The organism is Paraburkholderia sp. HC6.4b (genome assembly GCF_014200875.1).
GTDB lineage: Bacteria > Pseudomonadota > Gammaproteobacteria > Burkholderiales > Burkholderiaceae > Paraburkholderia > Paraburkholderia tuberum.
In genome coordinates, this window is the sequence record NZ_JACHDC010000012.1 from 23,744 (window position 1) to 47,745 (window position 24,002).

Here is a 24,002-nt window from a genome sequence, read left to right on the forward strand (position 1 = left end):
CGATCATGCGCGCCGCGCTGGAGTTGGCGGACGTTCTGCGTCGCCACGGGCCAACGTATCGGGAAGTCCATGTCGACTCGCTCAGCCGGGAGCAGCGTCGCGTCATGAGCGCGATCGAGCAGTGTCGTACCGCAGCGCTCGGTGGCCACGTCGAACAGTGCGACACATGCGGACATCAGCGCATCGCCTATAACTCCTGCGGTAACCGGCACTGTCCGAAGTGCCAGTCGCTCGCCCGCGCGCAATGGCTCGAGGACCGCCAGGCCGACCTGCTGCCCGTACCGTACTTCCATGTTGTCTTCACCATCCCCGAGGAGATCGCGTCGGTCGCCTTCCAGAACAAGCGCGTGGTCTACGACATCCTGTTTCAGGCCACGGCCGAAACGCTACAGACGATCGCTTCCGATCCACGCCATCTCGGCGCGACCATCGGCTTCATCGCGATCCTGCACACGTGGGGGCAGAATCTTGTGCATCATCCCCACCTGCACTGCGTCGTCCCGGGCGGTGGCCTCGCACCCGACGGCAGCCGCTGGGTAGCCTGCAAGCCTGGTTTCTTCCTGCCCGTGCGGGTGCTTTCGCGTCTGTTCCGGCGACTGTTCCTCGAACGGTTGCAGCACGCCTTCGACGTGGGCGAACTGCGGTTCTTCGCCTCGCTGGCGCACCTGGCCGAACGACGCGAATTTGCCCGCTACCTGGCCGGTTCGCGGCACACCGAGTGGGTGGTCTATGCAAAGGAGCCGTTCGGCGGCCCGCAGCAGGTCCTCGACTACCTCGGCCGCTACACACACCGCGTCGCGATCTCCAACAACCGCCTCGTCGGCCTGAGCGCCGACCACGTCACGTTCCGCTGGAAGGACTATCGTCATCCGGGCCGGCCGCGCGTGATGCACCTGGACGCCCACGAATTCATCCGGCGCTTCCTGCTGCATGTGTTGCCGCGTGGGCTACAACGCATCCGCCACTACGGGTTGCTCAGCAATCGCCTGCGTGAGCCCCGGCTGACCGTATGCCGTCATCTGCTCAACGTCGAACCCACCGCCATGGCCTGCAGCGTTCCCGAACCTGACTATCGCGACCGCTACGCGAAACTCACAGGCCGCTCGCTCCGCGACTGTCCGGTGTGCTCGCGCGGGCGCATGCTGTGCATCGACCGGCTGTTACCCTGTGCGCCGCCGCGAGCACCACCGGCGAATTCCCGATGAATCTCGACCCCTTCTCCTGCAACACCGGTTCCAGCGCGTCTCGCAGGCACCGTTGGACACGCTTGGCCAGACGGCGCCGACCGTCCACGCACGCACCCCGCGTCGATTGTTCATCGTCTGCGTTGCGCGGACATTCCTTGCTCAACCCGGACCGCCAACCGTTCATCCCGGACGCTGCGAATACTGTCGTCGTGAACATCGCAAGCGCGCGTCGATTCAATGCCCATAGCCCAACCGTCTGCGGAGCGGTTTAGCTCAAAGAATTTTTAGCGAAGCACAGACGGCCCGCACGTTGTGCCAACGCGCGCCTCGTGCGCCGTCTGCGCTTCGCTAAAAATCCTCTGCCTTACCGCGCGAATCGTGGTCCACGATAAGGCTTCCGGCGCCGATTCGCTGGTCCTTCTGGAAATGGCCCAGTTCACCGGGAACGCTCCCGCCCGTGAAGGTGGAGGAAGAATCGAAGAAAACGTAACGTACGCCCCCATACCAGCGGGTGTTGCCCATGCGCACAAGAAACTGCTGGAGCAACGCGTTGCCCTGCAGCGTATAGGCCCTCGGCTGGCTCAAGAGGCCGAAGTAGTCCAGGTGCGCATCGACTTTTGCCAGCGCACCGAGGTAGCGGTACCGGTCATCGTCCCAGGTGTGAAAGTGGGCGGCCGCCGCTGCCCACGTTCCGTTTGCCGTATACAGACCGCCCAGCGCGGTGACGTTCGGAAGAACGCGGTCGGGATGATCGGGCGTTGTATCCGCGGCGGCGTCAGCAATCGGCCCTGAAAAGAAGAGCAGTCCGAGTCCAAGACCATAACCGACGGCCGGCTCAGTGATCACGATCGGCACTGGTAACGCGCCTTTGTGTTTGAGAAGGAAGTCGCTCATGTCCAGTTGGCCATCTTCTGGATCGAAAAAGCTGAGCGGCTGCTCATCGGCGTGCACGTCAACGGCCACGGCCGTGCTTGCCACAACAATAGCAGCGGTCAAACGGGCTAGCTTCGACGCAGGATCACGATGCAATGCCGGGCCTTAACAAATGTTCGTAATCTCGTAAGCGTTGGCTTTAAGGCCACAAACACGACGTTCGATGCCAGGATGCGTGGCGAGATACCGTGGCTAACGGGACGGGTGTCGGAATCTATAGGCTACCGAATGCACGAGGACAACTCAAGGACGCGGCGGCGGAGTCGCGGGATCGTGCCACGCTTCGAGCATGATCGTCCCTTTAGTGAGAGTCGCGGCTCGCCGTGGGCAACTTACCGAGCAGATACGAAGCGTCGATGAGTTTCTGAGCCACGAGATGGCGAACTCACCCTCGCGATGCCAGACGCCGTACGCAGCAAGCAGTGGTTCGCCGCGTACCTCGCGTCGCTGCGCCTCGAGCACGGATGGCCAGACGATCACGCTCACATGGCCGGTTTCATCCTCCAGCGTCATGAACATCACGCCATTGACCGTGCCCGGCCGCTGACGCACGCAGACAAGGCCACACGCGCGCGCGAACTGGTTGTTGCGGTACCGCTTCGATGAACCGCCCATGCCCAATCTCCACGTGCGTTGCTGGGCGAGTGGCTGGTTGCTCGCCGGAACAGACGTCTGAATGTCCGAACCGCGGCGGGTGCGAATGACGGCTCATGGCCGATGTCTGCCGAATCCGGAAGTCGACCAATGACCCGAACCGTATCGGTGGCCCCGATGCCTACTACGATTTCCCATTATCGGTATATCCGAGGCCACCAAGGATAGCCAGCTTGCGACGTAAAGCATGCCCAAGCCGTTCAGACAACGAATACGCCCGGCGCTTGCTCTCAATCAAGGCGTCTGCAAGGTGCCGTCTTTCAACCGGGTTTGGGTCCAGGTCGTCACGGTGTTTTCACACGGGTACTTTGTCGCTTCAGCTTCGTCGATATCGACTCCGAGACCGGGTTTGTCGTTCGCATACACGTGCCCGTTGCGGAACTCGGGCAAGCCTGGGAAGACGTCCAGCAATGCCGCCCGCGGACCCTTCAGGGCTTGGATGACAAAGTTGGGCGGCTCGGTGCCCGACCATTCCTGAACCCCGAAATTGCGCGCAGCGAGATCGATATGAATGTTCGCCGCGTGAGCCATCGGCGACATATCGCCCGGACCATGCCAGGCTGTCCTCACGCCAAATTGTTCGGCGAATATCTGCAGCTTGCGTCCGGCAGTAATCCCGCCGATCTGGCTCAGGTGAACGCGTATAAAGTCGATCAGGCGCTCAGTGATCATGAAGCGCCATTCATACGGGTTGTTGAAGAGTTCGCCCTGAGCGAGAGGTGTCGTCGTCTTTGTGCGCAGTTGCCGTATCCATTCGCCCTCTTCTAGCGCAATCGCATCTTCAAGGAAGAACAGCTCGTATTGCTCGAGCTCGCACGCGAAGCGGATCGCTTCGACAGGTTTGAGCCGCTCATGCACGTCGTGACACAACTCGACGTCGAAGCCGACCTTGCTGCGAATGCCGTCGAAGAGTTTGAGGGTCTCGCGCATGTACTTCCTGCTGTCGAGATACACGCCCTCAGGCGCGCGCGCCGGCGCGCCCAATGGCGCCTTGCCACAGCCGCCTCCGCCGTAGCCGCCGCTTTGACAGCGAATGTGCGTGATGCCCTGCTCCCGATACTTCTGGATGTTCTCGCACAACTCGTTGAGATCACGCCCGTCCGCATGGCGATAGATGGGCACCCCTTCCCTGCACTTGCCGCCGAAGAGTTGATAGAGCGGCATGCCCGCCATTTTGCCCTTGATGTCCCATAAGGCCATGTCGATGCCCGAGATCGCATTGTTCTCGATGGGGCCGTTGCGCCAGTACGCGTTCTGGTGCATCAGTTGCCACAGCTCCTCAATCGCCTCGGCGTCCCTGCCGATCAGAAGCGGTCGCAAATACTCCTCGACCAGACATTTGACCGCTACATGCCGATACGCAAACGTCGCGCAACCGAGCCCATACAGTCCAGCCTGATTGGTCTCCACCTTGACGACGATCAGGTTGATGCCTTCCGGCGCGGTCAGGATGACCTTTACATCGGTGATCAGCGTTGTCATGTTGTTCCTGCCATTGCAAATGTTGAGTCGTGGCGTGGCGGTTTATCAGCGGCTCACTGCGAGGCGCCCTTCCTGCTTCGAGCGCTGACCGGAGTGCTCAGGCACGGTGATCATCAGAATCACAGAGCAGAGCAGCGCGCCCGCCATGAACATGTACGACGCCGCCGGGCTACCCGTCGCACCGTTCAGATAGCCGACGATCCAGGAGCCGAGAAACGCGCCCATTGCGCCGCATGAGTTGATGAGTCCGATCGCGCCGCCCAGCACGTTGCTCGGGATGAGTTCGGGAACGAGCGCGAAGAAGGGTCCATACGGTGCATACATCGTTGCACCTGCCACGACCAGCAACGCAAACGAGATCCAGAAGTGCGAGCTGCCGATCATGTACGAACCCACGAATGCAATCGTCCCGATCAGCAGCAGCGGCCAGACGAACAGCTTGCGGTTGCGGGTCTTGTCGGACAGCCATGATGCGAGCAGCATCAGGATGATCGCAGCGAGATACGGAACGGCGGCAAGCCAGCCGACCGACACGATATCGATCGTCGAAGCCGTCTTGAGAATCGACGGCAGCCACATGATGAAACCGTACACACCCACGCTCCACAGCGCGTGGATCGCACAGCATTTCAGCACGATCGATGAGCGGAATGCGGTCTTGTAGTCGCGCACCGGCGCAATGTCGGCCTGTTCGGCCTTCAGGCGCGCCTGCAGTTCGGTCTTTTCTGCTTCGCTCATCCAGGGCGCGTCAGCCGGCTTGTCCTTGACCGTGAACCACCACACGACGGCCCACGCCAGCGCAGGTATGCCTTCAATCACGAACATCTCGCGCCAGCCGAAGCTGTGCACCAGATAGCCGGACACCACCGACATCCACAGCACCGTCACAGGATTGCCGAGAATCAGGAACGTGTTGGCGCGCGAACGTTCTGTTCGCGTGAACCACCGGCTGATATACATCAGCATCGACGGCATCACTGCGGCCTCCACGACGCCGAGCACAAAACGCAGCACCATCAGCATCGGAATGTTGCTGACCATGCCCGTCGCTGCGGCACAGAGGCCCCACAGGATCAGGCTGAAGAAAATCAGTTTCTTGACGCTGTTGCGCTGCGCGTAGATCGCGCCGGGCACCTGAAACAGACAGTAGCCGAGAAAAAACAGTGAGCCGATCAGCGACGACATGCCGTGCGTGATGCCGAGGTCCTTGTCGATTCCGGCGGCCGCGGCGAAACCGTAGTTCGCACGATCGAGATAGGCGAGGCTGTAAGTGATGAAGATGATAGGCATCAGATACCACCATCTCTGGGTTGCTACGGGTTTGACGCTTTCCATGATGTCTCCGATCGGTGCCGCGAAAGACGGCACACACTGTGTGATGAGCGGGGATCGTGCCGTTCTTCTAGTTGTGATAGACCCCTCGTGAGTTGCTTTCAAAGCACGGCCAGCCAGCCTCCGTCGACATAGATGATCTGGCCGTTGACGTAGCTCGATGCGGGCGACGCAAGAAACACCGCCGTGCCGACGAGTTCTTCCGGTCTGCCCCAGCGTTGCGACGGGTTGCTGTTCTTGACCCAGGCATCGAAGGCGGCGTTGTCGACGAGGGCCTGATTCATATCGGTCAGGATGTAGCCGGGACCGATCGCGTTCGCCTGGATGTTCGATGCGGCCCACTCGGCGCTCATCGCGCGGGTCAGCATCTTGATGCCGCCCTTCGCCGCGGTGTATGCGCCCACCGTCGCGCGAGCGGCCTCACTGGTGAGCGAGCCGATGTTGACGATCTTGCCGCCCGTGCCGCGCGCGATCATCCGTTGTGCCGCCTGCTTCGATACGATGAAGGCACTGGTCAGGTTGGTGTCGATCACGCGCTGCCAGTCCGACAGTTCGAGCTCGACGAGCGGCTTGCGAAACTGGATGCCGGCGTTATTGATGACGATGTCGATCTTCACGCCGTCTTTGTCCCATTGGGCGAACGCATCGGCTACGGCCTGTTCGTCCGTCACGTCGAAGGCTCGGCCTTGCGCGCTGAAGCCCTTCGCATCCAGCCGGCTGACCGCGTCGGCGACCGTATCGGCGCGTGTGCCGTTAAGGATCACGCGCGCGCCTGCGGTTGCGAGTCCCTCGGCAAGCGCAAAGCCGATGCCGCGGGCCGAACCCGTGACGAGCGCCGTGCGCCCGCTCAAATTGAATAGCTGATTCATGCGTTGTTCCTTTCCCAGTGTTCAAAAACGAGGCGTAATGGCGCCCCTCGCGACAGGGCTTGCGTCGCGATGATGGTGAAAACAGGAAGCGTCAGACGGGCCGGTCGTTGGCGGTTTGCCTGAGCTTGTCGCGGTCTTCGAAGTCCTTCTCCGCGCGCTCGATCAGCGTCAGTACCGCGGCCTCCGCGGCCGCTTCATCGCCCCTTTCGATCGCCACGCAAAGAGCTTCATGCATCGGCAGCGAACGCGCCGGACCACCGGCGATTTCGGAGCTGAGTTCAAAGCTCGTCCGCAGAATCGCCGACAGCGCGTTTTGCATCTGCTGGACAAACTGGTTATGGCAGGCGCTCAGGATTGCGCCGTGAAAGGCGAGATCGGCGGGAACATATTCGCCATGGCCAGCGACTGCGCGTTCCATCGCCTTGAAAGCGCGACGCACGGCAACGCGGTCTTCTTCGGTCGCGCGCCGGGCGGCGAGTTTGGCTGCGTTCGGTTCGATGATGAGGCGCAACTCCATCAGGTCCTGGATCAGGCCGGCGTCAACCGCCCCCGCCCGCGCGCGCCACGTGATCACGTCCGGGTCGAACAGTTGCCATTGCGAACGCGGCAGCACGATCGTGCCGTAACGGCGGCGCACCTGGAGCATGCCTTTCGCCGACAGCGACTTCATCGTCTCGCGAATCGTGATGCGACTGACCTGCATTTGCTCGGCGAGCACGGGCTCAGCCGGAAGGATGTCGCCCGGCGCGAACTTGCCTGAACAGATCTGTTCGCCCATCTGGTTCAGGACCTGCCGATGAAGCGTTTCCATGTTTTGCCTCTACATCATACGTATGATGTTAAAATACTAGGCAAATGGCCGATCGGGTTCAACCAGGGATCTCCCTGTATCTGACCAATGGGATTAGCAGCCCTTTCGCGTGGGCGATTAACTATCGCTGAGTGGGTTTCCGCGTGCATGTCCCGCGTGCCCGTCGAAAGCAAGCAGCCGCGGTTCCCCGGGCGCGCCCGATGCCAGTTTCAATCCCGATTGTTGTTAGTAGGAGGGCGCTTAACGGCCTTGGGCTTGTGTGACGAGTAAGGTTAGCGCCGCAATCTGTTTGCGTTTGGCCGAGCCATCCGTCGCATGTCGGTATCGAGACGTGGCGCGGTAGCGGTAGGTTCGATTTGTCTGTTGCCGCCTCTTTCGTCTGGCGGCAGGTTCACAACCAGGGACCAGTCAGACGCACGAGAGCGAAGTGCCCGTAGCGGTGCTGGGATGGATAAGTCCCGCCCCTGCGACGTCGAACCTTGTACTTGTTGCGTAACCACCGACGCAGACGCAACCGCGCAGCGGTGTGGCTGTCGAGCGCGCGATACGCGCGTCTGTCCGTTCCTACGTTGAAGTAGTTCGCCCAGCCTCGTAGCGAGCGGTTCAACCTGCCCACCAGTTCCGTGGTTTCTTGCCATCCCGTCTTAAGAGCGGTCATTGCATGAATCTTTTCTAGCATACGCCGGATACTCTTCTTCGACGGACGCATGCCGATTGAACTGCGGTGGCGGTCGGCGATAGGACTGCGCCGACGTGGGCTACGCGACCATCCACCAAAGGCCACAGCCGACCCGACGCGGTCGGCCGAAGTCGACCCGGAGCCGCCCGTCGCACCCTGACCGCGAATGTCCCCTGAGCAACTACAAATCGGACGGTCGCAGACGAAGGCTAGCTGTCCGCCGGGCGATTAGCACTTAAACAGCGCGTACGGTCGCACCTAACCCTTACGTCGGCCGGCACATTGTGTCTCGGCGCGGCCGCGACGTCGCCCGCCCGATAACCGGGCGGCGCGTCGCGTTACCGCTCCCCGCTCGCACTGCAATGCGTTATCTGATCGCGGCACTGATGGCACGTGCGGCCTGGTTAAGCGCAGCGGCAGTATCGAGCGACGCCCGTGGGATCGAGCGCCCCGCTGCCGCACTGGTCGGTCGCGCGGCCTGATCAGGCGATGACGAGAACTTGACGATGGTGAGCTTCGTCTTAGGATCGACCAGGATCGATTGCCCGAACCGGCCGCCGGCCGCGAACGAGCCGTGCCCATCGTTCACCTGATACCAGTAGTCCCGATATGAGTAGCCCGGGCGGCCGGACGCCAGATTGCCCTTCGCGAAGGCGCGGGCGTTATCCGCAGGCATAAATGTGATGTGGGCGGTAGAAGCCGGGAGCAAAGTCGTCCGTCCCGCTTCGCCCAACCGCACTAACTCACCGAAACGTGCGGCGTCGCGAAGCGTCGTGTTGAAACCACCGCTTGCCATCTCGGTACCTAAACGATCGACCACGACGTCGCCGTCGTCTTCGGCGATCTTCTGCCACATCGTGCGGGAGACCAGTTCGCTCCACGACAGGCCAGACACGCGCCGTATCGCCCATGCGACAGCTTCGGGCGAGCCATTCTGGTAGAACCACACGTTTCCCGCCGTCGCGGCGGGCGTGGGGCGTGCCACTTTCAGGAAGTCGTAGATGCTGTCCGGCGCGCCGCTGCGGCGCGGAGTGATGCCCACTGCGCCGAAGAGTCCCAGATCTGGTGGAAGATCGGCCGGGTAGCTGACCGGCACCTCCATATCCAGATTTTGCTGGACCGTCGCGTCGCCGAACGGCGTGCCCGCCAGTTCGGGAACGTACGTCGAGAGTGTCGCTTGTGGGTCCAGTCGGCCTTCGTCGATCAGTTGCGCCGCGACGAGCCCAGTCACGGATTTGGTCATCGATGCCCACGCGTGCGTCTGCCGGGGCGTAAAGGAATTGAAGTAGCGCTCAAGCACCACCTTGCCGTCGTGAACGACGATGAAACCGTCGGTATAGGTGCGTCGCAGATAATCGGTCAGGGTTAGCGTCGTTCCGTCGACAGTGAACTGCACCTTGTCGGGGTCGAGCGCGGCACCGGCAGGTAGTGGCAACGGCGTGTGCGCGTGCTCGACATTTGCAGTAGGAGTCATCAGACGGGTATTGCGGAGCGCCCAGGCAAGGTTCGGGTAGCGCAGCGAGTTGGCCTTGGTCACAAGCTTGTCCGCAGGCGGAGGAAAGCCCTGCATGATGCCGAGTTCGACGGGGTCGCGAGATACCCCGACCTCCTGAGCATGCGTGGACAGCGGCAGCAGTGCGCCAATGACAAGCGCCACGGCGGTCGCGACAGGGCCAGTGGTGAGGTCACGATTTCGAGTGCTTTTCATGTTTTTTCCCGGAAGGCAGGCATTACAGAGATGGCCCGGAGAGGTGGATAAAATTCTCCACGCTTGAGACGCCGACGACCTGCTTTGCCGCTTCGACGGCCAGTGGAATCTGCTCGTTATCCGACACCGAGCCGGAAAGCGTGACGTGGCCGCTTTGTGCCTTCACGAAGATGCGTGCGGCGTTGAGCCCTCGAGTGCGAGCTAGTGCAGTCGATACCCGGCGAGCGAGCTTCCTGTCCGCGGCCTTCCTTGCCTTGACGGACGTCGCGTCAGAGGCGGTGGTGGAGCCGCCCGCGGATGCGGCCCCGGACTGGGCAAATGCGCCGGCGGACGCGCCGATAAGCGCAGCCATGAGCATAGCGCGGGGAATTCGAATACGGATCGTCATGCGATTTCTTCAATAAAGTGAATGGGTGGGATCGGCCAGGCGTAGGCTTGCGCCTCCCTTCTAGAAACGTGTCATGAGACCGAGTGACACGCCGGTCATCGTATGGGCACCGGGATTCAGGCCGAGTGCCGTGATGTTGGCGGGATCGTAACGATAGGCGCCCGAAAATCCATTCCGATCGAACTCCGCGTAGAGTTCGGTCTGCTTCGACAGAAAATACTCGGCAATTGCAAACGTTGTGACTTTACGGCCGCTGGCCGACGCGACATTGCCAAGATTACTGGCAATATCATCAATGAAAGCCGCCGTGAACTGTAACGCTGGCGTGACCGACCAGACGACTCCACCGCCCGGAATTCTGTCGCGGCGCCGGGGTGTAGTGGGCTTAGCGCCAGTAACGGTGAGATCGGCATAGTTCAGGTAAAGCCGCGCTGGTCCGATCTGGAGCGTACCGCCGGTCTGGAACGTCTGCGCCCATTGTGTCGCCGTCGCGTTCCACGTCTTTTGATACGACACGCCGCCGAGCGCTGGTCCCCACTGATACAAGGCCGCGCCCGAGAAGTTTGTCGCCGCGCGGGGATTGCCCGCGACGCCGCCGGGAGAATAGCTCGCGGCCATGCGAAAGCCGCCTACCTGTCCGATATATTTGACAGTGTTATTGAAACGCGAGTCCAGTGTGAAATAGTTAGCGCTATATACCACGCCTGGTTCGATCGCAATGGACTGTCCGCGCCCACCCGCCGGATCGATGAGAATGCCAAGGTCTTCGTTTGCGTTCAGTTGCCGGCCAAAGGTCAGGCGGCCAAAATTGCCAGTCAAACCGACGAACGCAGCCTGCGAAAACAAGGTGCCCGAGGTCTTCACCGCGCCGGTACCGCTGTTGAACGCGCCCTCCAGCTTGAAGATGGCCTTCAGGCCGGCACCGAGGTCTTCTTTGCCGGTAAAGCCGAACTGGTTGCCGGCAATGATATTGTTGTTGTAACCGACCACGCTGCCGCCCTTGGCGCCGTTCGTCCAGCGAAGACCGCCGCCGACATTGCCATACAACGTCACGGTTGATTGCGCACAGGCCCCTCCAGATAGCAGGCTTATCAGCGTCGCACCAAGAACCTTCTTCATACGTTTCCTTTGTTTTCTATTGGTATTATTACGGATAACTAATGGATGGCGTCCGTCCAGACGTGTCGCGGAACGCACTCAAAGACGGTGATGCGCAGAGCTTCAGCCAGGATCGGCGACGCTACGCGGCGCCGGGGCGCGGGACACGCCACCGGCGAGGCGCCGTTGCGAGCGCTGCGGGTCGAGGCAGAATCCGCAAAGCAGGCCGCATCCCAGCAGTACCACGCCGCAGGCGACGCACGCCTGCTCGAAGCCGCGCGCGGTGGACCGGCTGGCGCCGTCGATCAGCAGCCCGGTGACGATCGGCGCGGCGAGTCCGGCGAGCGATGAAAATCCGTTGCTCAATGCGAGGACGCCGCCCCGTTGCGAATCGGGGGTGACTTCGCCCAACATGGCAGGCCCGATCGAATACATGGCAAGCGTCATGCCACTGCCGAGCGTCAGCAGGATGAACTTCACCATGGGCGAGACGCCTGGCCACGCAAGCAACGCGATCAGTGCGCCCGCCACGATCAGCGTCACGGCTAGGAAGCCGCCGCGCCCGACTCTCGACGGCACCCCGTTCGCCAACAGGCGCTGCGACAGCCCGGCAAGCCCGAGGCTAAGGGGCGCCGTAATGGCGACGAATAACGCAAACATTCTGCCCGCGACATGCGGTTCATAACCCATTCCCAGTTGCAGCCAGGTTGGCGTCCAGGTGAGCGTCATGGCAAGAATCCAGTTGGCGGCGAAGTGCCCGGCAAAAACGCCCAGTACGGTCCGATCGGTCAGCAGCAGAGCGTACGGGACGCGCGCCGTGCGACCCTTACGCACGGGGCTCGACAAACGACCTTCCGCGCCGAATACGAGCCACGCGATGCACCAGAGGCAGCCCAGCGCGGACAGCACGAGAAAGTTTGCCCGCCAGCCCCAGTGTGCGGTGATGGCCGGAATGCTCAGCCCGGCGACCAGCAGACCGAGCGCGCTCCCCTGATGCAGCACGGCGACAGGCAGGTTGCGCCTGGCGTCCGGAAACCACTTATAAAGCGCATGCACCGCAACCGGCGAGGTCGGTCCTTCGCCGGCGCCGAGCAGCACACGGCACGCGATGATGCTCCAGATCGAACCGGCGACCAGCATCGGCAATTGCAGCAGGGCCCATGAGCCAGCCATCAGCAGCAACAGCCATTTTGTCGAAGCGCGATTCGCCGCGAGGCCGCCCAGCACAGCGGAAATCGAAAACAACCAGTTGAGGCTCCCGCCAATCAACCCGAACTGCGTGGGCGACAGGTGAAGCTCACGCATCATCGGGATGGACACGAGGCCGAGCACGACCTTGTCCAGAAAATTCACCAGCATCATCAGCGCGAGCATGATTGCGATAGACCATGCGCGCGCCGGTCGGTACCGGTTGTGTTCGTTTGTCATTCGGGTTGTCTCCGTAATGGTGGGGACGTCTTCTGCGTTCCTGCTATTGCTGTTGCTGTCGGACGGCTTCAGCCGTCGTGCTGGCCGAGCAGCGGGACGGTGTCCCCGGCATCGGGCAACCCCGCCGAAAATTTCACGGGAAAGCGCACCGCCATGGTTGCCTCGTTAGCGAGCTCACGGATCATGCCGCGTTCGCGCACGTGCGGATCGTCGAATAACTCGTGCGCGTCGAGCAGCGGCGACACCGGTAGATCGAAAGACGTGAGCGTGTCGAGCCATTCCGCAAGCGTGCGCTGCAAGAACATCTGCGTGAGCAGCGCGTTGACCTCGCGCTTGAACTGCTGCCTGCCAAGGCGTGACGCGAAGCGATCGTCAGTCAACGCGGGATAGTCGGCGCCGAGCGCTTCGCACAGGTTCAACCAGAACTTGTTCTCCAGAATCCCCAACGCAAGATGCCGGCCGTCTCGCGTCGCGAAAAGATCGTTCTCGGGCATGACGTTGGGCGATGCCAGCGGGCGGTCCGCATACTCGCGCGAGGTCCACGCGGCCGATGCAGTCCACGCCAACACACAGTCGTGAATCGATACGTCAAGATGCTGGCCGCGACCGTTCTGACGCGCGCTCATAACAGCAACCGCCAGCGCGAGCGCGGCGTGACTCGACCCGGCGTAGTCCGCAAGCCGCACACGTGGGCGCGTGACCCGGTCGTCGACCTGAACCGGAATCGACCAGAAACCGCCGAGCGCCAGGTAATTGAGATCGTGGCCAGGCCGGGCCGCGTACGGGCCGGTCTGCCCGAATCCGGAAATCGAACACATCACGATGCGCGGATTCACTTCGGCGAGCGTCGAATAGTCGAGTCCAAGGCGTTTCATGATGCCTGGCCGGAAACCTTCGACCACCGCATCCGCGTCACACACCAGTTCGAGCATCGCAGCCTGTCCGGCGGAACTTTTCAAGTCGAGCGCGATGGACCGTTTGCCCCGGTTGAGCTGGGCGAATATCTCGCGTCCGAGTTGGCGCGCCGGATCGCCGGTGCCGGGCGGCTCGACCTTGACCACGTCCGCCCCCAGATGCATTAGCATCGACGTGGCGTGTGGCCCGGGCAGCAGTTGACTCAAATCGACAATCTTGACGCCGTTCAGGCAGGACCATTCCGGTTTCATCGGTACCTCTTCACGGTATGCGGCAGCCGCGTGCGTGCTGCATTCTTCTTTTATGCCGGCGAGCCGGCCGGGTCGAGAATGACGCGGGCGATTGTATTGCGCTGGATCTCGCTCGTGCCCGTGAAGATGCGGAACATCCGCAGTTTCCGGAACGTCTGCTCGATCGGGTGATGGCGCGTCACGCCGACGTTGCCATGAATCTGCACGGCCTTGTCCGCGACTTCGAAGCAACGTTCCGACACGAACAGCTTGCAGGCCGCGGCCTTCATCCGCAGATCGGCACCGGCGTCCGCGAGCGCTGCTGTCTGGGCGATCATGCTTTCGCATGCCCACAGCGCGGCGGCCATGTCGGCGAGCATGTGCTGGATTGCCTGAAAGCGCGCGATCGGGCCGCCGAACTGCCGGCGCGTACGCGCATAGTCGAGCGACGCTTCGTAGGCCGCCGTGGCGAGGCCGAGCATCGTCGGGCAATGCAGCAGGCGGTTCACGTTGATACGCGACATGCCGAGCTTGAAGCCATTGCCCTCTCCGCCGAACACGTTTGCGCGAGGCACGCGCACGTCGACGAAGCGGATGTCCGCGTCGATGTGCTGTCCAGACATCGGCACATATTGCTGTTCGACCGTCACGCCGGGCCGGTCGAGATCGACGAGCACCGCGGTAATGGCAGGTGGCGTGGTGCTGGCATCGGTTACGCACATGACGATCGCGAAATCGGCAAACGGCGCGCCGCTGATGTAGTGCTTGACGCCGTTGATCACGAGGTCGTCGCCGTCCACCACGGCCGAGGTGGTGATGCTCTGCGCATCCGAGCCCGAGTGGGGTTCGGTCAGCGCGAAGCAGGTCGATTTCTCCCCACGGACCACCGGTTCGAAATAGCGCACGAGCTGATCCGGCGTCGCGTACTTGAGCATATTGCCGACGCGCGGCGGACCGCCCAGGTCGCCGAGCACGTGAGGCGCGAGCGCGGATCCGGAGGCGGCCAGATCTGCCTTGAGTGCGCACTGTTCAATGATCGACAGCCCCCGGCCGCCGAGCTTGACGGGCAGACATGCCGCGTAGAAGCCGAGCTGCGCGGAGCGGCGCCAGACACGGCGTAGCGTGTCGCGCGGCCAGATGTCTTCGCTGCCGATGCCGAGTTCCTGCTCCAGCGGCAACAATTCTTCCGCGATGAAACGGCGAATGCCCTCACGCGTTTCAACGAATACCGGATTGCTCAGGTGATCGAACATGGTTGTCCCCTTCAGTTGACACGACGCGAGATGCCTTGCCAGTACTGCTCGCGAACCAGCTTGCGGGCGACCTTGCCGCTCGCGTTCTTGGGCAGATCGGCGACGAAGCTCACCGTGCGAGGGAGCTTGTAGTCAGCAAGGCGGGCGCGGCAATGCGCGATGATTTCTTCGGCAGACGTATTGCGTCCGGACTTCAGCACGACGACTGCCTTGACACTTTCGCCCCACTTCTCGTCGGGCACGCCGACCACGCATACTTCCATCACATCGGAATGCTGATACAGCGAGGCTTCGATTTCGGTGGGATACACGTTGAAGCCGCCGGAAATGATCATGTCTTTCTGGCGATCGACGAGGTAGATAAAGCCCGCTTCGTCGAGGCGCGCGAGATCGCCGGTGCGCAGCCAGCCGTCCACGAGCACTTCGCGCGTGAGTTCCGGCTCGCCCCAGTAGCCTTGGAACACATCGGCGCCGCGAATGATGACCTCACCGATCGCATCGCCCATGACCTCGCAGCCGTGTTCGTCAACCACCAGGACTTCAGTCTCGCCGGCCGGCCGGCCGCACGATGCCAGCCTTTCGGGACGGTACGCGATTGCGTCGGCATGATCGGCGATGCTCAGGCGCGTGACGCCCGAGGTCGACTCGCTCGCGCCGTAACCTTGCGACAGCACCGGCCCAATCCGCGTCCATGCTTCCTCGATGCGCGCGGGCGCCATTGGCGCGGCGCCGTAGCCGAGCATCTTCAGGCTCTTGAGATTGGCGGTGTCCAGCGCAGCGTCGTTGAGCAGCATGTTGATCATCGCGGGCACCATGAACACGTGCGTAATGCGCAGTCGTTCGATTTCCGAAAGAAAGTGCGCTGGCTCGAACGTGTCGAACAGCACGAGTGTGGCGCCCGAATAGAGGTACGGCTGCATCAACATGCCCGACGCGTGCGTGACTGGTCCGATGAGCGCCAGGCGGTCGCCGGGTTTCGCGGGACGGTCCATGCCCAACAGGATTTTGCGCAGCGACGCGAGGCGATTGCCGTAGGTCTGCATAGCCGCTTTGATCTTGCCGGTCGAACCGGACGAGAAGTGCAGCACGGCGAGGTCGTCGGACGACAGCGTGACATCGGGCAGGTTCGCGCTGGCCCGCGAAATCAGTGTTTCGTAGTCGGCATAGCCGTTCGCCGCTTCGCCAAGAGAAATGAATGTTTCGACTGAACGGAAACCTGGCGAGCTGCGATCGTAAGTCGTGTATCCCGCTCCCGCGATCATCACGCGCGGTGCGCAATTCTCGACCACGTCGGCGGCTTCGTGCGCCGTGAAGCGCGGATTCAACGCGGCCTTGACGAGCCCCGCCTTATAAAGCGCGCATTCGATCTCCACCAGTTCCGTGCAGTTGCGGGCCTGAACCGCGACCCGGTCGCCTTTCGTCAGTCCAAGACCGAGTAATGCATTCGCGAGCCGGCTTGAGCGTTCGTCGAGTTGGCGGTACGTCAGCTCGCGCTCGCGATGCATGACCGCTACGGTGTCGCCCCAATAACGCGCGGCGCGGCGCAGAAAATAAGCAAAGCCCAATCGGTGTCTCCCGTTATCGATCTGGCTCTTAGTCTGTAAGATGCAGGGGATCACCACAATGACGCGTTGGCTATAAAGTCATAGCCGTTAGGAATGACAATGGAGACACGGGACCTGGAATATCTGCTTGCCGTCGAGAAGCACGGGGGCATTGGCCGTGCCGCCGAGGCACTAGGCATGAGCCAGCCGGCTTTGACCAAGGCGATTCAACGCGTGGAGGCGCAGGTTGGCCTGGGACTGTTCGAGCGCACGGCCAGCGGTATCGTGCCGACCCAGGCAGGGGCGCTGTTCATCGTACGTGCGCAGCGCATTGCGCTCGAATACGAAGACGCGCTGAAGGAAATGCATGCGATCCGGAGCGGCGAACAGGGCGTGCTTCGCATCGGTTATTCGCCAACGGTGCCAAACGCGCTGGTACTGGGCGCGTGCCGGCAGTTGTTGAACGAACGCCCGGCCGCGCGTCTGCGACTGCGGCGCCGGCTCGCGCGCGATCTGGTCGACCTCCTCATGGCGGGCGAACTCGATCTGGTCGTGGCGCCCGAGCCGACTCGCAGCGTAGGCGACGTGACCTTCGTCGAGCTCTTTCGCGACTCGCTCTCTGTGCTAGCCGATGAGGCGCATGCACTACATCGCAAGCGCAATCTACGGCTAGCGGATCTGGCAGGTCAGGAATGGTTGCTGCCCGGACCGAACATTCTGCTGCGGCAGCAGGTCGACGCGGCCTTCGAGCGGCAGGGGCTCGGGCCGCCGAAGCTTCGCGTGGAAACCGATTTCGGTAGCACCTCGCTACTACATCTGCTGCGCGGCACGACGATGCTCTGCATAGCAGGCACCGAATCGTTCGAGAGTCTCGAGGGGCTGCGCGCGCTCAATCTCGACATGGACGAACTCGACTTGCGTCGACGTATTGGCGTAGTGTTCCGGACCGGGGCTTACCTCTCTCCGCTTGCCCAACGCATGGTGGCACTGCTACAGGAGCGGAGCAGCTGAACCAGCTAGAGGCGTACATGTCATATTAGAACGGGCGAAGTTGCAGTGTTTTTGTGCCATCGTCCGCTCCCTGGACAAGAACGGACCGCCAAACGCGCTTACCCAACGGCAGAAATTGGCCGACTGTACTCATTCGCCGAAGCCGCCCCTGAGCTGCCGTTGGAAATTTCGATGACAGCTCTTGGGTACCTTCATTGAACTGGTGCTCTCGGCCATTAGGCGACGCCCGAAGCCTACGCATACGGGACGTCGGTTTGTCCGCTTCACAACAATCAACAGCCGCCTACCGCTCAGAGTCCACGCGGGCAGCTAGAGGCAACGCGGGTTTTCGTTTCTTCTCGCGGCGTGCAACTGAATTTGCTATCGAGTTCCTTAGAAATTCATCAGGCGGCTGATATTGCAAACACTTCAGTGCTTTCCGACAGCCTCCGGGTTATTGCTGCTCGCCCGTCGTCGCCCGAGGGTCGTCAAAAGCATGTTGCGCACGACTGCGAGTGCCTGTTCCGGTGCATGCGAGGCATCAAACCCATGCACAAAATCCGTCAGACGCCATTCAGCCTGCATCAAATCATTGGATCCGCTCATGGATCAATGCTCCGCGGAAGGTTCGAGGTTGCCGGTGGTCTCCACTTTTCCCCTCGCGATACCAAGCGCCTCGCGCAGCACTAATAGATCGCCGATGTGGTTGGCCAGCAGCAGGATCAGCCGCGCGTTGAGCGTTGAACTCTGCTCATCGGTGAGGTCGCGATGAGCATTGGTGAGCGCCTCGTAAAAATCGTCGCCGGGAACGAACGAATAGAAATAGCGTTTGCCGGGTTCAGCAAAATTGGGCTGCGTAGTCAGTGCCATTCTGAGTCCTTCAATCGTTGCACGTCGCGCGGGCAATCGCACTCCGTACCTTCATCGGGTCAAGCTCGCGCCAGCGTGCTGCGACATGCTGGTCGGGCCGCACAAGATAGACGCTCCCGGGAGCGAGATCGTATCGCTCGCGGACGCGCCCCTTGATGTCGATGAGCGTGGGAATGCCGCTAGGGGCGCTGCCACCTTCCGCCACCACAACTGCTTCGACCAGAATCGGCGCATCCGAAAGTTCGGCGAGCGCCTGAACAGTCGCCGCATCGAGCGCTGACGCGTCCTTCGTGAAAAGGAGTAGCGCGAAGCGATCACCGAATGCCCCGAGCAGCCATGAGTGACCGCCACCGGTCACCGGCGCATCGGCCATCGGCGCCCCCGGCACCATGTTGCCGGCGAACGGTGACGCATCCGGCGTGTTAAGACTCGAGTCGATCAGGATCGTGGGCACCGAGAGACGGCCAGAGTTCACCAGCGCCCGTGCAAAAGGCTGCTCCCCGGCCAGCCCCAGTAGCGCATCACGGAACGTTTTGCTGATGTTGCTTTTCGGGGTAATGAAATCCGTCGAGCGCGTCGAGTTCCTGATGTTGTCGTCAGCAGCCAGCCCGCGCTCTTCCGTGTAGGTGTCGAGCAGCGCCGGCGGCGCCTCGCCTTCCATAACGAGCTTGAGCTTCCATACCAGGTTGTCGGCGTCTTGTATGCCCGAATTGGCACCCCGCCCGCCAAAAGGAGAAACCTGATGCGCGGAATCGCCGACAAAAAGCACCCGGCCATGGTTGAAGCTGCCCATGCGCCGACACTGGAACGTGTAGATGCTCACCCATTCGAGCTCGAACTCGCGGTCGTCGCCCAGCATCGCTTTTATGCGCGGGATGACATTCTCTGGCTTCTTTTCCTCTTCGGGGTCGGCCTGCCAGCCAAGCTGAAAGTCGATCCGCCAGACGTTGTCGGGCTGACGGTGTACGAGCGCCGACTGATTACGGTGAAACGGCGGATTGAACCAGAACCACCGCTCCGTGGGGTAATCGGCGTTCATGACCACATCGGCAATCAGGAACCGATCCTTGAAGATTTTCCCGTCGATGTCCAACCCAAGAAAGGTGCGGATTGGGCTGCGCGCGCCGTCCGCAGCGACGAGCCATTCCGTGTCCAAGGTGTAGTCCCCCGCAGGGGTCCTGACCTGAAGCGTCACCTCATGACCCTGCGGCATAATGCCGATGACCTCGTTCTTGAAACGGATCTCGAGATTTGGCAACTCGCGAGCGCGTCGAAGCAGAAACTCTTCGAGGTAGTACTGCTGAAGGTTAATCATGCCGGGGCGATGATGGTCGGGCTCCGGGCTGAGATTGAAGTTAAAAACTTCCGTCTCGTCAAAGAATGTACGGCCGACGTTCCAAGACACACCCTTTTCCATCATCGGCCCGCTGCAGCCGAGTCGGTCGAAGATCTCGAGCGTGCGTTTGGCGTACGCCACCCCGCGTGAGCCGAATGAAACAGTATCGTCGTTGTCCAGGAGAAGCACCGGCGTCCCCTGGGCGGCCAGGTCAATAGCGGTAGTGAGACCGACCGGACCGGCGCCGACCACGACCACCGGGTAGCGCCCATGGGGAACGCCATTGAGCTCAGGCGGACGCACAAATTCGAATTTCTCGTACTGATAGGTACTATGCACTGTCAATGTCTCCAGATTACAACCTTGCGTAACCGCGCCGCCAGGTCACGCCATGCAACGCCGACCCGGCGCCCGCCCGCCACGCAACCCCTCGTGTCACGTCTCGTGCTTCAGACTTCCCGTGCGTGCTGCCAGCATGAACGCCACGACAAGAATTGCGCCGATCAGGGCGGCCACCCTGGGATAGGCCAATCCTGCATACATGTTCCCGTTCGTCGCGACGATCGCGAAAGCCGCTGCAGGAAGAAATCCTCCAGTCCAGCCGAAGCCGATGTGGTAGCTCACGGAAAGCGCGGTGAAGCGAATCCTGGCTGGAAACAGTTCAGTCATGGCCGCTGCTAAAGGTGCGTAGGTCATCGCTGAAAAAGTGGCAAGGGCGACCAGCAGCAGGAAGACCATTGGCCGGTTCACACCGTGCGGCGGGGCCTTCTGCGGGTATCCGGCCGAGTCCAGCGCACCGCGCAGCGAGGCGGCGAAAGCTTTAGCCTTGACTGGGGCGTCCGGCCCGCTGCCTTCGTAAGAAGCGACGACCTTATCGCCCACCCTGATGATTGCACCGGCACCCGCGCTCGCTGTCTCATTCGTGTAGCTGATGCCGGCGCGGACAAGCGCACTCTTCGCGAGATCGCAGGACGTATGAAGCTTCGACGTTCCGAGTGCATTGAATTGCGTGGAGCATTCGTGCGGATCGGCCACGACCACGACGGGCGCCGTCTCAATGGCGCGTTCCAGCGCCGGATTGGCAAAATGCGTCAGGCCGCGGTAAATCGCCGGATAACAAAGGACAACCAGAATGAAACCTGTGCAGATTACTGTCTTACGCTCGATCTTGTCGGACAGCACGCCGAAAGCGAGAAAGATCGGAACCGCCATGACGAGCGAGAACATTGAAAGCAGATTGGCCGTTGCGGGCTCAACGCGCAGCACCTCAGTCAGGAAAAATGGCGTGTAGAAAAATGCGCTGTAAAACGTCACCGCCGCGCCGGGTCCAAGAGCGAACAGCGAACAGATCATTGCGACGATGTTGCGACGACCGGTGAACGCTTCCCTGAGCGGCGCGCGTGAGACCTGGTGTTCGTTGCGCAGGCGTTCGAATTCAGGTGATTCGCCCATGCGGGTACGCATCCACAACGACAACGCCAGCAAAACCAGCGATAGCACGAACGGCACACGCCAGGCCCATTCAAGAAAAGCCGCCTCGCCAAATGTAGAACGCGTGCCCTGCACGACCAGCTGAGAGAGAATCAGACCAGCGATCGGTGCAATCTGGAGCCACGAGGTATAGAAGGCGCGCCGATTTGCCGGAACGTGTTCCGCGACGTACACCATCGCCCCTCCATTTTCGCCGCCCAACGCGAACCCCTGCACAAGCCGCAGCCCGACGAACATAACGGGGGCGAGGACGCCGACGGTTGCGTATGTCGGCAGCAGACCGATGAGCACGGTCGCGAGTCCCATCAGCGCGACCGTCACGACGAAAACCTGTTTTCGACCGAGCCGGTCGCCTATGCCGCCGAAGACCATCGCGCCAAGCGGCCTGACGAGAAAGCCTGCCGCAAATCCGAGCAACGTAAAGATCAGCGACAGCGCGGGATTGACACCGGAAAAAAACTGCTTGCCAATCACGGCAGCCATAGTGCCGACGAGGAACAAATCGTACGCCTCGAAGCACGATCCAAGCGATGCAGCAACCACAATCTGGTAAAGGCTCGCGCCCGAGCGCTTTCCTGCGGAATGTTCAGGCAAAGCTGTGCCTGCCGCGAGGCTCGCGGCGGTTTGATCGGATTTCATTTTGTCTCCTCCATCCGGACGATGGTGGACCGGCTTTGGACCAAACCCTTTGGGCATGTCACTGGGTTGCCTTGTCCTTCACCGATCCAGGTGATTCCTGGGTAGCCGCTTATCTCTTACGGACAATACGGTTCATGTTTTCCTACCAGCGGTGGGCCAAGGCCACCGCCGCTCCTTACATCCTCACGTCACCCGTCACGGCCGGCGCGCGGGAAGCACCGTCGCGCGGCACTCACCGAACCCGATGCGACGATAGCCGTCTCGTTCGCACCATCCGCGCATGATGACTGTGTCGCCGTCCTCCAGGAACGTGCGGGTTTCTCCGCCCGGCAACGTGAACGGATGCTTGCCGCCTTCCGTGAGTTCAAGAAGACAGGCGCGCGAAGCCGGATCGGGGCCTGAGAGCGTCCCGCTGCCGAGCAGGTCGCCTGGGCAAAGATTCGTCCCGTTTGATGTCTGATGTGCAATCAGTTGTGACATTGCCCAATAAGCGTCCGGATAACGCGAGATGGACAAGCTCGCCGGAGGTGCGCCGCTGGTTCGCATCTGCGCTGACTGCAACAGGGTCTCGACTCGAATATCAATCGAACCACGTGTCGCCAGCTCCGGACTCCAAAGGTGCGGCATCGGCGCAGGATCACCTTCAGGCCGAGAGAAGCCGGTGCGGTACGGCTCGAGCGCCTCGAGCGTCACGATCCACGGCGACAGGCTGGTGAAAAAGCTTTTCGCAAGGAACGGCCCCAGCGGCTGATATTCCCATGACTGAATGTCGCGCGCGGACCAGTCGTTCAACAGGCAAACGCCGAATACATGCGCGTCAGCATTCTGGATGTCAATGGCCGTGCCGAGTTCGTTTCCTTGTCCGATGAGTACACCGAGCTCGGCTTCGTAATCAAGTCGCCGGCTGGGCGCGAACTCCGGCTCGGCGCTGCTCGGGTCCTTCAGTTGACCGGTTGGCCGACGGAAATCCTGTCCCGACACACGAATCGAGGACGTACGGCCGTGATAGCCTACCGGCAGCCAGCGATAGTTTGGCAGGATCGGATTGTCGGGCCGGAACAGACGGCCGACGTTTGTCGCATGGCTGAGCGACGAGTAAAAGTCGGAAAAGTTCTCGATGCGCGCCGGAAGAGCGTATTCAGCGTCCGCCTGCGGAACGAGGCATTCGGAAACCTCCTTCCGCTGAGGACAGTCCTCAGATAGCAGGAACGACACAGCCGAGCGCACAGCGCTTCGCTTGTCGGACGATAGCGCCATGTAATCGTTGAGCGGCGCACGTGCGGCCGCCTGCGCTGCCTCACGCGCTTCTGCCGGAAAAAGACTCCTTGCCAGAGCAGCGCCTACATCAAGAATTTGATCGCCGATTGCGATGCCGCCTCGGAAATCTTCGCCTCGCGAAGCCCGCCGGAATACGCCGTGGGGAAGGTTCTGAATTGGAAAATCCGTCGCGCCGTCATTTGCTGAGCGGACCCAGCTCTTCCGTGAAGCGTCATGGGTGTGATTGGAACGGGTCATGTTCATTCATTTCCTTCCGCAGAGGTCTCGTAGCGCTTGCGCTTAATCTGTCCGATCAACTCAATCATGGCGGCGGAGACGTCCCGGCCTTCGGCTTGCGCCGCTGCTTTCGCGGCGAGCCATTGATTAAGATCTTCCTGTGCCCGGGTAGTGTGCTGGTTCCATGCAGGATCGATCGGCGTCGTCAACTCAAGCCGATATCCGTTCGGGTCCCTGAAATAGATGCTCTGAATAATGCCTTTGTGATCGACGGGGCCAAGTACATCTACGCCCTGGCTTACCAGCCATTCCTTCCAGCGCATGAGCTCGGCCGTATCGCTCACTTCAAGCGCGATGTGGTCGAAGACGTCGTAGGCGGGATGCGACGGAGACGAGGGCAAAGGCAAATCGGTGCATTCGAAGAACGCCATCGTTGATCCGTCCGCCATCCGGAAGAAGATATGGAAATAGGGAAAGGCATCACCCGTAGACGGCACGTGATCATCCATGATCGCGCTCGCGAGTTCCATTCCGAGGATGCGGCCGTAAAAGTCGGCAGTCGCACCGACGTCATGCGTGACGCGTGCATAGTGATTGAGCATATTCGGCCGCAGTCCCAGCTCGGAGGCCGAGCGGCGCGATGCTAATGTGGAAGTTTGCATATCGACTCC

At 61.4% G+C, this 24,002-nt stretch carries 21 protein-coding genes and 1 pseudogene; 2 read left to right on the forward strand and 20 right to left on the reverse strand.

The window, feature by feature from the left end; all coding sequences use genetic code 11:
• The first annotated feature begins 2 nt into the window (after positions 1 to 2).
• Complete coding sequence (locus HDG34_RS19000; RefSeq protein ID WP_311734797.1) at positions 3 to 1,205, forward strand: IS91 family transposase; 1,203 nt, start codon at positions 3 to 5, stop codon at positions 1,203 to 1,205.
• 330 nt (positions 1,206 to 1,535) lie between these two features.
• Here the strand turns inward: HDG34_RS19000 and HDG34_RS19005 are convergent, their stop codons facing one another.
• The 14 genes and pseudogenes from HDG34_RS19005 to HDG34_RS19070 form a co-directional block, all read right to left on the reverse strand.
• Positions 1,536 to 2,183, reverse strand: a complete 648-nt coding sequence (locus HDG34_RS19005) for a hypothetical protein (protein WP_311734793.1) — start codon at positions 2,181 to 2,183, stop codon at positions 1,536 to 1,538.
• A 238-nt stretch (positions 2,184 to 2,421) separates the two neighbouring features.
• A pseudogene (locus HDG34_RS19010) lies at positions 2,422 to 2,714 on the reverse strand (OB-fold nucleic acid binding domain-containing protein); the annotation flags it as partial.
• Positions 2,715 to 3,008: 294 nt separating this feature from the next.
• Entirely contained in the window at positions 3,009 to 4,256 is a 1,248-nt protein-coding gene (locus HDG34_RS19015; RefSeq protein ID WP_184061699.1) for an enolase C-terminal domain-like protein, read from the reverse strand.
• 45 nt (positions 4,257 to 4,301) lie between these two features.
• The gene (locus HDG34_RS19020) at positions 4,302 to 5,591 is read right to left on the reverse strand and encodes an MFS transporter (protein ID WP_184061700.1); all 1,290 of its coding nucleotides are present in this window, start codon (positions 5,589 to 5,591) and stop codon (positions 4,302 to 4,304) included.
• A 98-nt stretch (positions 5,592 to 5,689) separates the two neighbouring features.
• On the reverse strand, positions 5,690 to 6,457 hold the full coding sequence (locus tag HDG34_RS19025; RefSeq protein WP_184061701.1) for an SDR family oxidoreductase: 768 nt from the start codon (positions 6,455 to 6,457) through the stop codon (positions 5,690 to 5,692).
• A gap of 91 nt (positions 6,458 to 6,548) precedes the next feature.
• Complete coding sequence (locus HDG34_RS19030; RefSeq protein ID WP_090812118.1) at positions 6,549 to 7,268, reverse strand: FadR/GntR family transcriptional regulator; 720 nt, start codon at positions 7,266 to 7,268, stop codon at positions 6,549 to 6,551.
• 391 nt (positions 7,269 to 7,659) lie between these two features.
• Entirely contained in the window at positions 7,660 to 7,977 is a 318-nt protein-coding gene (locus HDG34_RS19035) for a group II intron maturase-specific domain-containing protein (protein WP_311735646.1), read from the reverse strand.
• Positions 7,978 to 8,314: 337 nt separating this feature from the next.
• The gene (locus HDG34_RS19040) at positions 8,315 to 9,655 is read right to left on the reverse strand and encodes a serine hydrolase (protein ID WP_184061702.1); all 1,341 of its coding nucleotides are present in this window, start codon (positions 9,653 to 9,655) and stop codon (positions 8,315 to 8,317) included.
• Between the two features lie 22 nt (positions 9,656 to 9,677).
• Complete coding sequence (locus HDG34_RS19045) at positions 9,678 to 10,043, reverse strand: BON domain-containing protein (RefSeq protein ID WP_260321224.1); 366 nt, start codon at positions 10,041 to 10,043, stop codon at positions 9,678 to 9,680.
• Positions 10,044 to 10,103: 60 nt separating this feature from the next.
• Complete coding sequence (locus tag HDG34_RS19050; RefSeq protein ID WP_184061703.1) at positions 10,104 to 11,162, reverse strand: porin; 1,059 nt, start codon at positions 11,160 to 11,162, stop codon at positions 10,104 to 10,106.
• Between the two features lie 102 nt (positions 11,163 to 11,264).
• The gene (locus HDG34_RS19055; protein WP_260321225.1) at positions 11,265 to 12,515 is read right to left on the reverse strand and encodes an MFS transporter; all 1,251 of its coding nucleotides are present in this window, start codon (positions 12,513 to 12,515) and stop codon (positions 11,265 to 11,267) included.
• Positions 12,516 to 12,637: 122 nt separating this feature from the next.
• Positions 12,638 to 13,735: a CaiB/BaiF CoA-transferase family protein gene (locus tag HDG34_RS19060; RefSeq protein WP_184061705.1), complete on the reverse strand. Its 1,098-nt coding sequence runs from the start codon at positions 13,733 to 13,735 to the stop codon at positions 12,638 to 12,640.
• Positions 13,736 to 13,785: 50 nt separating this feature from the next.
• Positions 13,786 to 14,967 carry an acyl-CoA dehydrogenase family protein gene (locus HDG34_RS19065; protein WP_184052644.1) on the reverse strand — a complete coding sequence of 394 codons (1,182 nt, stop codon included), beginning with the start codon at positions 14,965 to 14,967 and terminating at the stop codon, positions 13,786 to 13,788.
• A gap of 11 nt (positions 14,968 to 14,978) precedes the next feature.
• Complete coding sequence (locus HDG34_RS19070; protein WP_184061706.1) at positions 14,979 to 16,532, reverse strand: AMP-binding protein; 1,554 nt, start codon at positions 16,530 to 16,532, stop codon at positions 14,979 to 14,981.
• A gap of 99 nt (positions 16,533 to 16,631) precedes the next feature.
• Here HDG34_RS19070 and HDG34_RS19075 point away from each other — a divergent pair, with 99 nt between their 5' ends.
• Positions 16,632 to 17,522, forward strand: a complete 891-nt coding sequence (locus tag HDG34_RS19075; RefSeq protein ID WP_184052640.1) for a LysR family transcriptional regulator — start codon at positions 16,632 to 16,634, stop codon at positions 17,520 to 17,522.
• 408 nt (positions 17,523 to 17,930) lie between these two features.
• Here the strand turns inward: HDG34_RS19075 and HDG34_RS19080 are convergent, their stop codons facing one another.
• The 6 genes from HDG34_RS19080 to HDG34_RS19105 form a co-directional block, all read right to left on the reverse strand.
• On the reverse strand, positions 17,931 to 18,107 hold the full coding sequence (locus tag HDG34_RS19080; protein WP_184061838.1) for a hypothetical protein: 177 nt from the start codon (positions 18,105 to 18,107) through the stop codon (positions 17,931 to 17,933).
• Positions 18,108 to 18,110: 3 nt separating this feature from the next.
• Positions 18,111 to 18,371, reverse strand: a complete 261-nt coding sequence (locus tag HDG34_RS19085; protein ID WP_184061707.1) for a DUF2783 domain-containing protein — start codon at positions 18,369 to 18,371, stop codon at positions 18,111 to 18,113.
• Positions 18,372 to 18,381: 10 nt separating this feature from the next.
• On the reverse strand, positions 18,382 to 20,046 hold the full coding sequence (locus tag HDG34_RS19090; protein WP_184061708.1) for an FAD-dependent oxidoreductase: 1,665 nt from the start codon (positions 20,044 to 20,046) through the stop codon (positions 18,382 to 18,384).
• A gap of 96 nt (positions 20,047 to 20,142) precedes the next feature.
• Entirely contained in the window at positions 20,143 to 21,837 is a 1,695-nt protein-coding gene (locus HDG34_RS19095; protein WP_260321226.1) for an MFS transporter, read from the reverse strand.
• Positions 21,838 to 22,032: 195 nt separating this feature from the next.
• Positions 22,033 to 23,352 carry a fumarylacetoacetase gene (fahA, locus tag HDG34_RS19100; protein ID WP_184061822.1) on the reverse strand — a complete coding sequence of 440 codons (1,320 nt, stop codon included), beginning with the start codon at positions 23,350 to 23,352 and terminating at the stop codon, positions 22,033 to 22,035.
• Positions 23,353 to 23,354: 2 nt separating this feature from the next.
• Positions 23,355 to 23,993, reverse strand: coding sequence for a VOC family protein (locus HDG34_RS19105; RefSeq protein WP_184061709.1), 639 nt, complete (start codon positions 23,991 to 23,993; stop codon positions 23,355 to 23,357).
• Positions 23,994 to 24,002: the final 9 nt, after the last annotated feature.

What these genes read in the sequence shown, in the direction of transcription:
- HDG34_RS19055 (WP_260321225.1), bottom strand. Translation starts at nt 12,515, where the DNA reads ATGCTCGCGCTGATGATGCTGGTGAATTTTCTGGACAAGGTCGTGCTC.
- HDG34_RS19065 (WP_184052644.1), bottom strand. Translation starts at nt 14,967, where the DNA reads ATGTTCGATCACCTGAGCAATCCGGTATTCGTTGAAACGCGTGAGGGC.
- HDG34_RS19020 (WP_184061700.1), bottom strand. Translation starts at nt 5,591, where the DNA reads ATGGAAAGCGTCAAACCCGTAGCAACCCAGAGATGGTGGTATCTGATG.
- HDG34_RS19105 (WP_184061709.1), bottom strand. Translation starts at nt 23,993, where the DNA reads ATGCAAACTTCCACATTAGCATCGCGCCGCTCGGCCTCCGAGCTGGGA.
- HDG34_RS19050 (WP_184061703.1), bottom strand. Translation starts at nt 11,162, where the DNA reads ATGAAGAAGGTTCTTGGTGCGACGCTGATAAGCCTGCTATCTGGAGGG.
- HDG34_RS19030 (WP_090812118.1), bottom strand. Translation starts at nt 7,268, where the DNA reads ATGGAAACGCTTCATCGGCAGGTCCTGAACCAGATGGGCGAACAGATC.
- HDG34_RS19045 (WP_260321224.1), bottom strand. Translation starts at nt 10,043, where the DNA reads ATGACGATCCGTATTCGAATTCCCCGCGCTATGCTCATGGCTGCGCTT.
- HDG34_RS19040 (WP_184061702.1), bottom strand. Translation starts at nt 9,655, where the DNA reads ATGAAAAGCACTCGAAATCGTGACCTCACCACTGGCCCTGTCGCGACC.
- HDG34_RS19025 (WP_184061701.1), bottom strand. Translation starts at nt 6,457, where the DNA reads ATGAATCAGCTATTCAATTTGAGCGGGCGCACGGCGCTCGTCACGGGT.
- fahA (WP_184061822.1), bottom strand. Translation starts at nt 23,352, where the DNA reads ATGACCCGTTCCAATCACACCCATGACGCTTCACGGAAGAGCTGGGTC.
- HDG34_RS19035 (WP_311735646.1), bottom strand. Translation starts at nt 7,977, where the DNA reads ATGCGTCCGTCGAAGAAGAGTATCCGGCGTATGCTAGAAAAGATTCAT.
- HDG34_RS19085 (WP_184061707.1), bottom strand. Translation starts at nt 18,371, where the DNA reads ATGGCACTGACTACGCAGCCCAATTTTGCTGAACCCGGCAAACGCTAT.
- HDG34_RS19015 (WP_184061699.1), bottom strand. Translation starts at nt 4,256, where the DNA reads ATGACAACGCTGATCACCGATGTAAAGGTCATCCTGACCGCGCCGGAA.
- HDG34_RS19075 (WP_184052640.1), top strand. Translation starts at nt 16,632, where the DNA reads ATGGAGACACGGGACCTGGAATATCTGCTTGCCGTCGAGAAGCACGGG.
- HDG34_RS19080 (WP_184061838.1), bottom strand. Translation starts at nt 18,107, where the DNA reads ATGAGCGGATCCAATGATTTGATGCAGGCTGAATGGCGTCTGACGGAT.
- HDG34_RS19095 (WP_260321226.1), bottom strand. Translation starts at nt 21,837, where the DNA reads ATGAAATCCGATCAAACCGCCGCGAGCCTCGCGGCAGGCACAGCTTTG.
- HDG34_RS19060 (WP_184061705.1), bottom strand. Translation starts at nt 13,735, where the DNA reads ATGAAACCGGAATGGTCCTGCCTGAACGGCGTCAAGATTGTCGATTTG.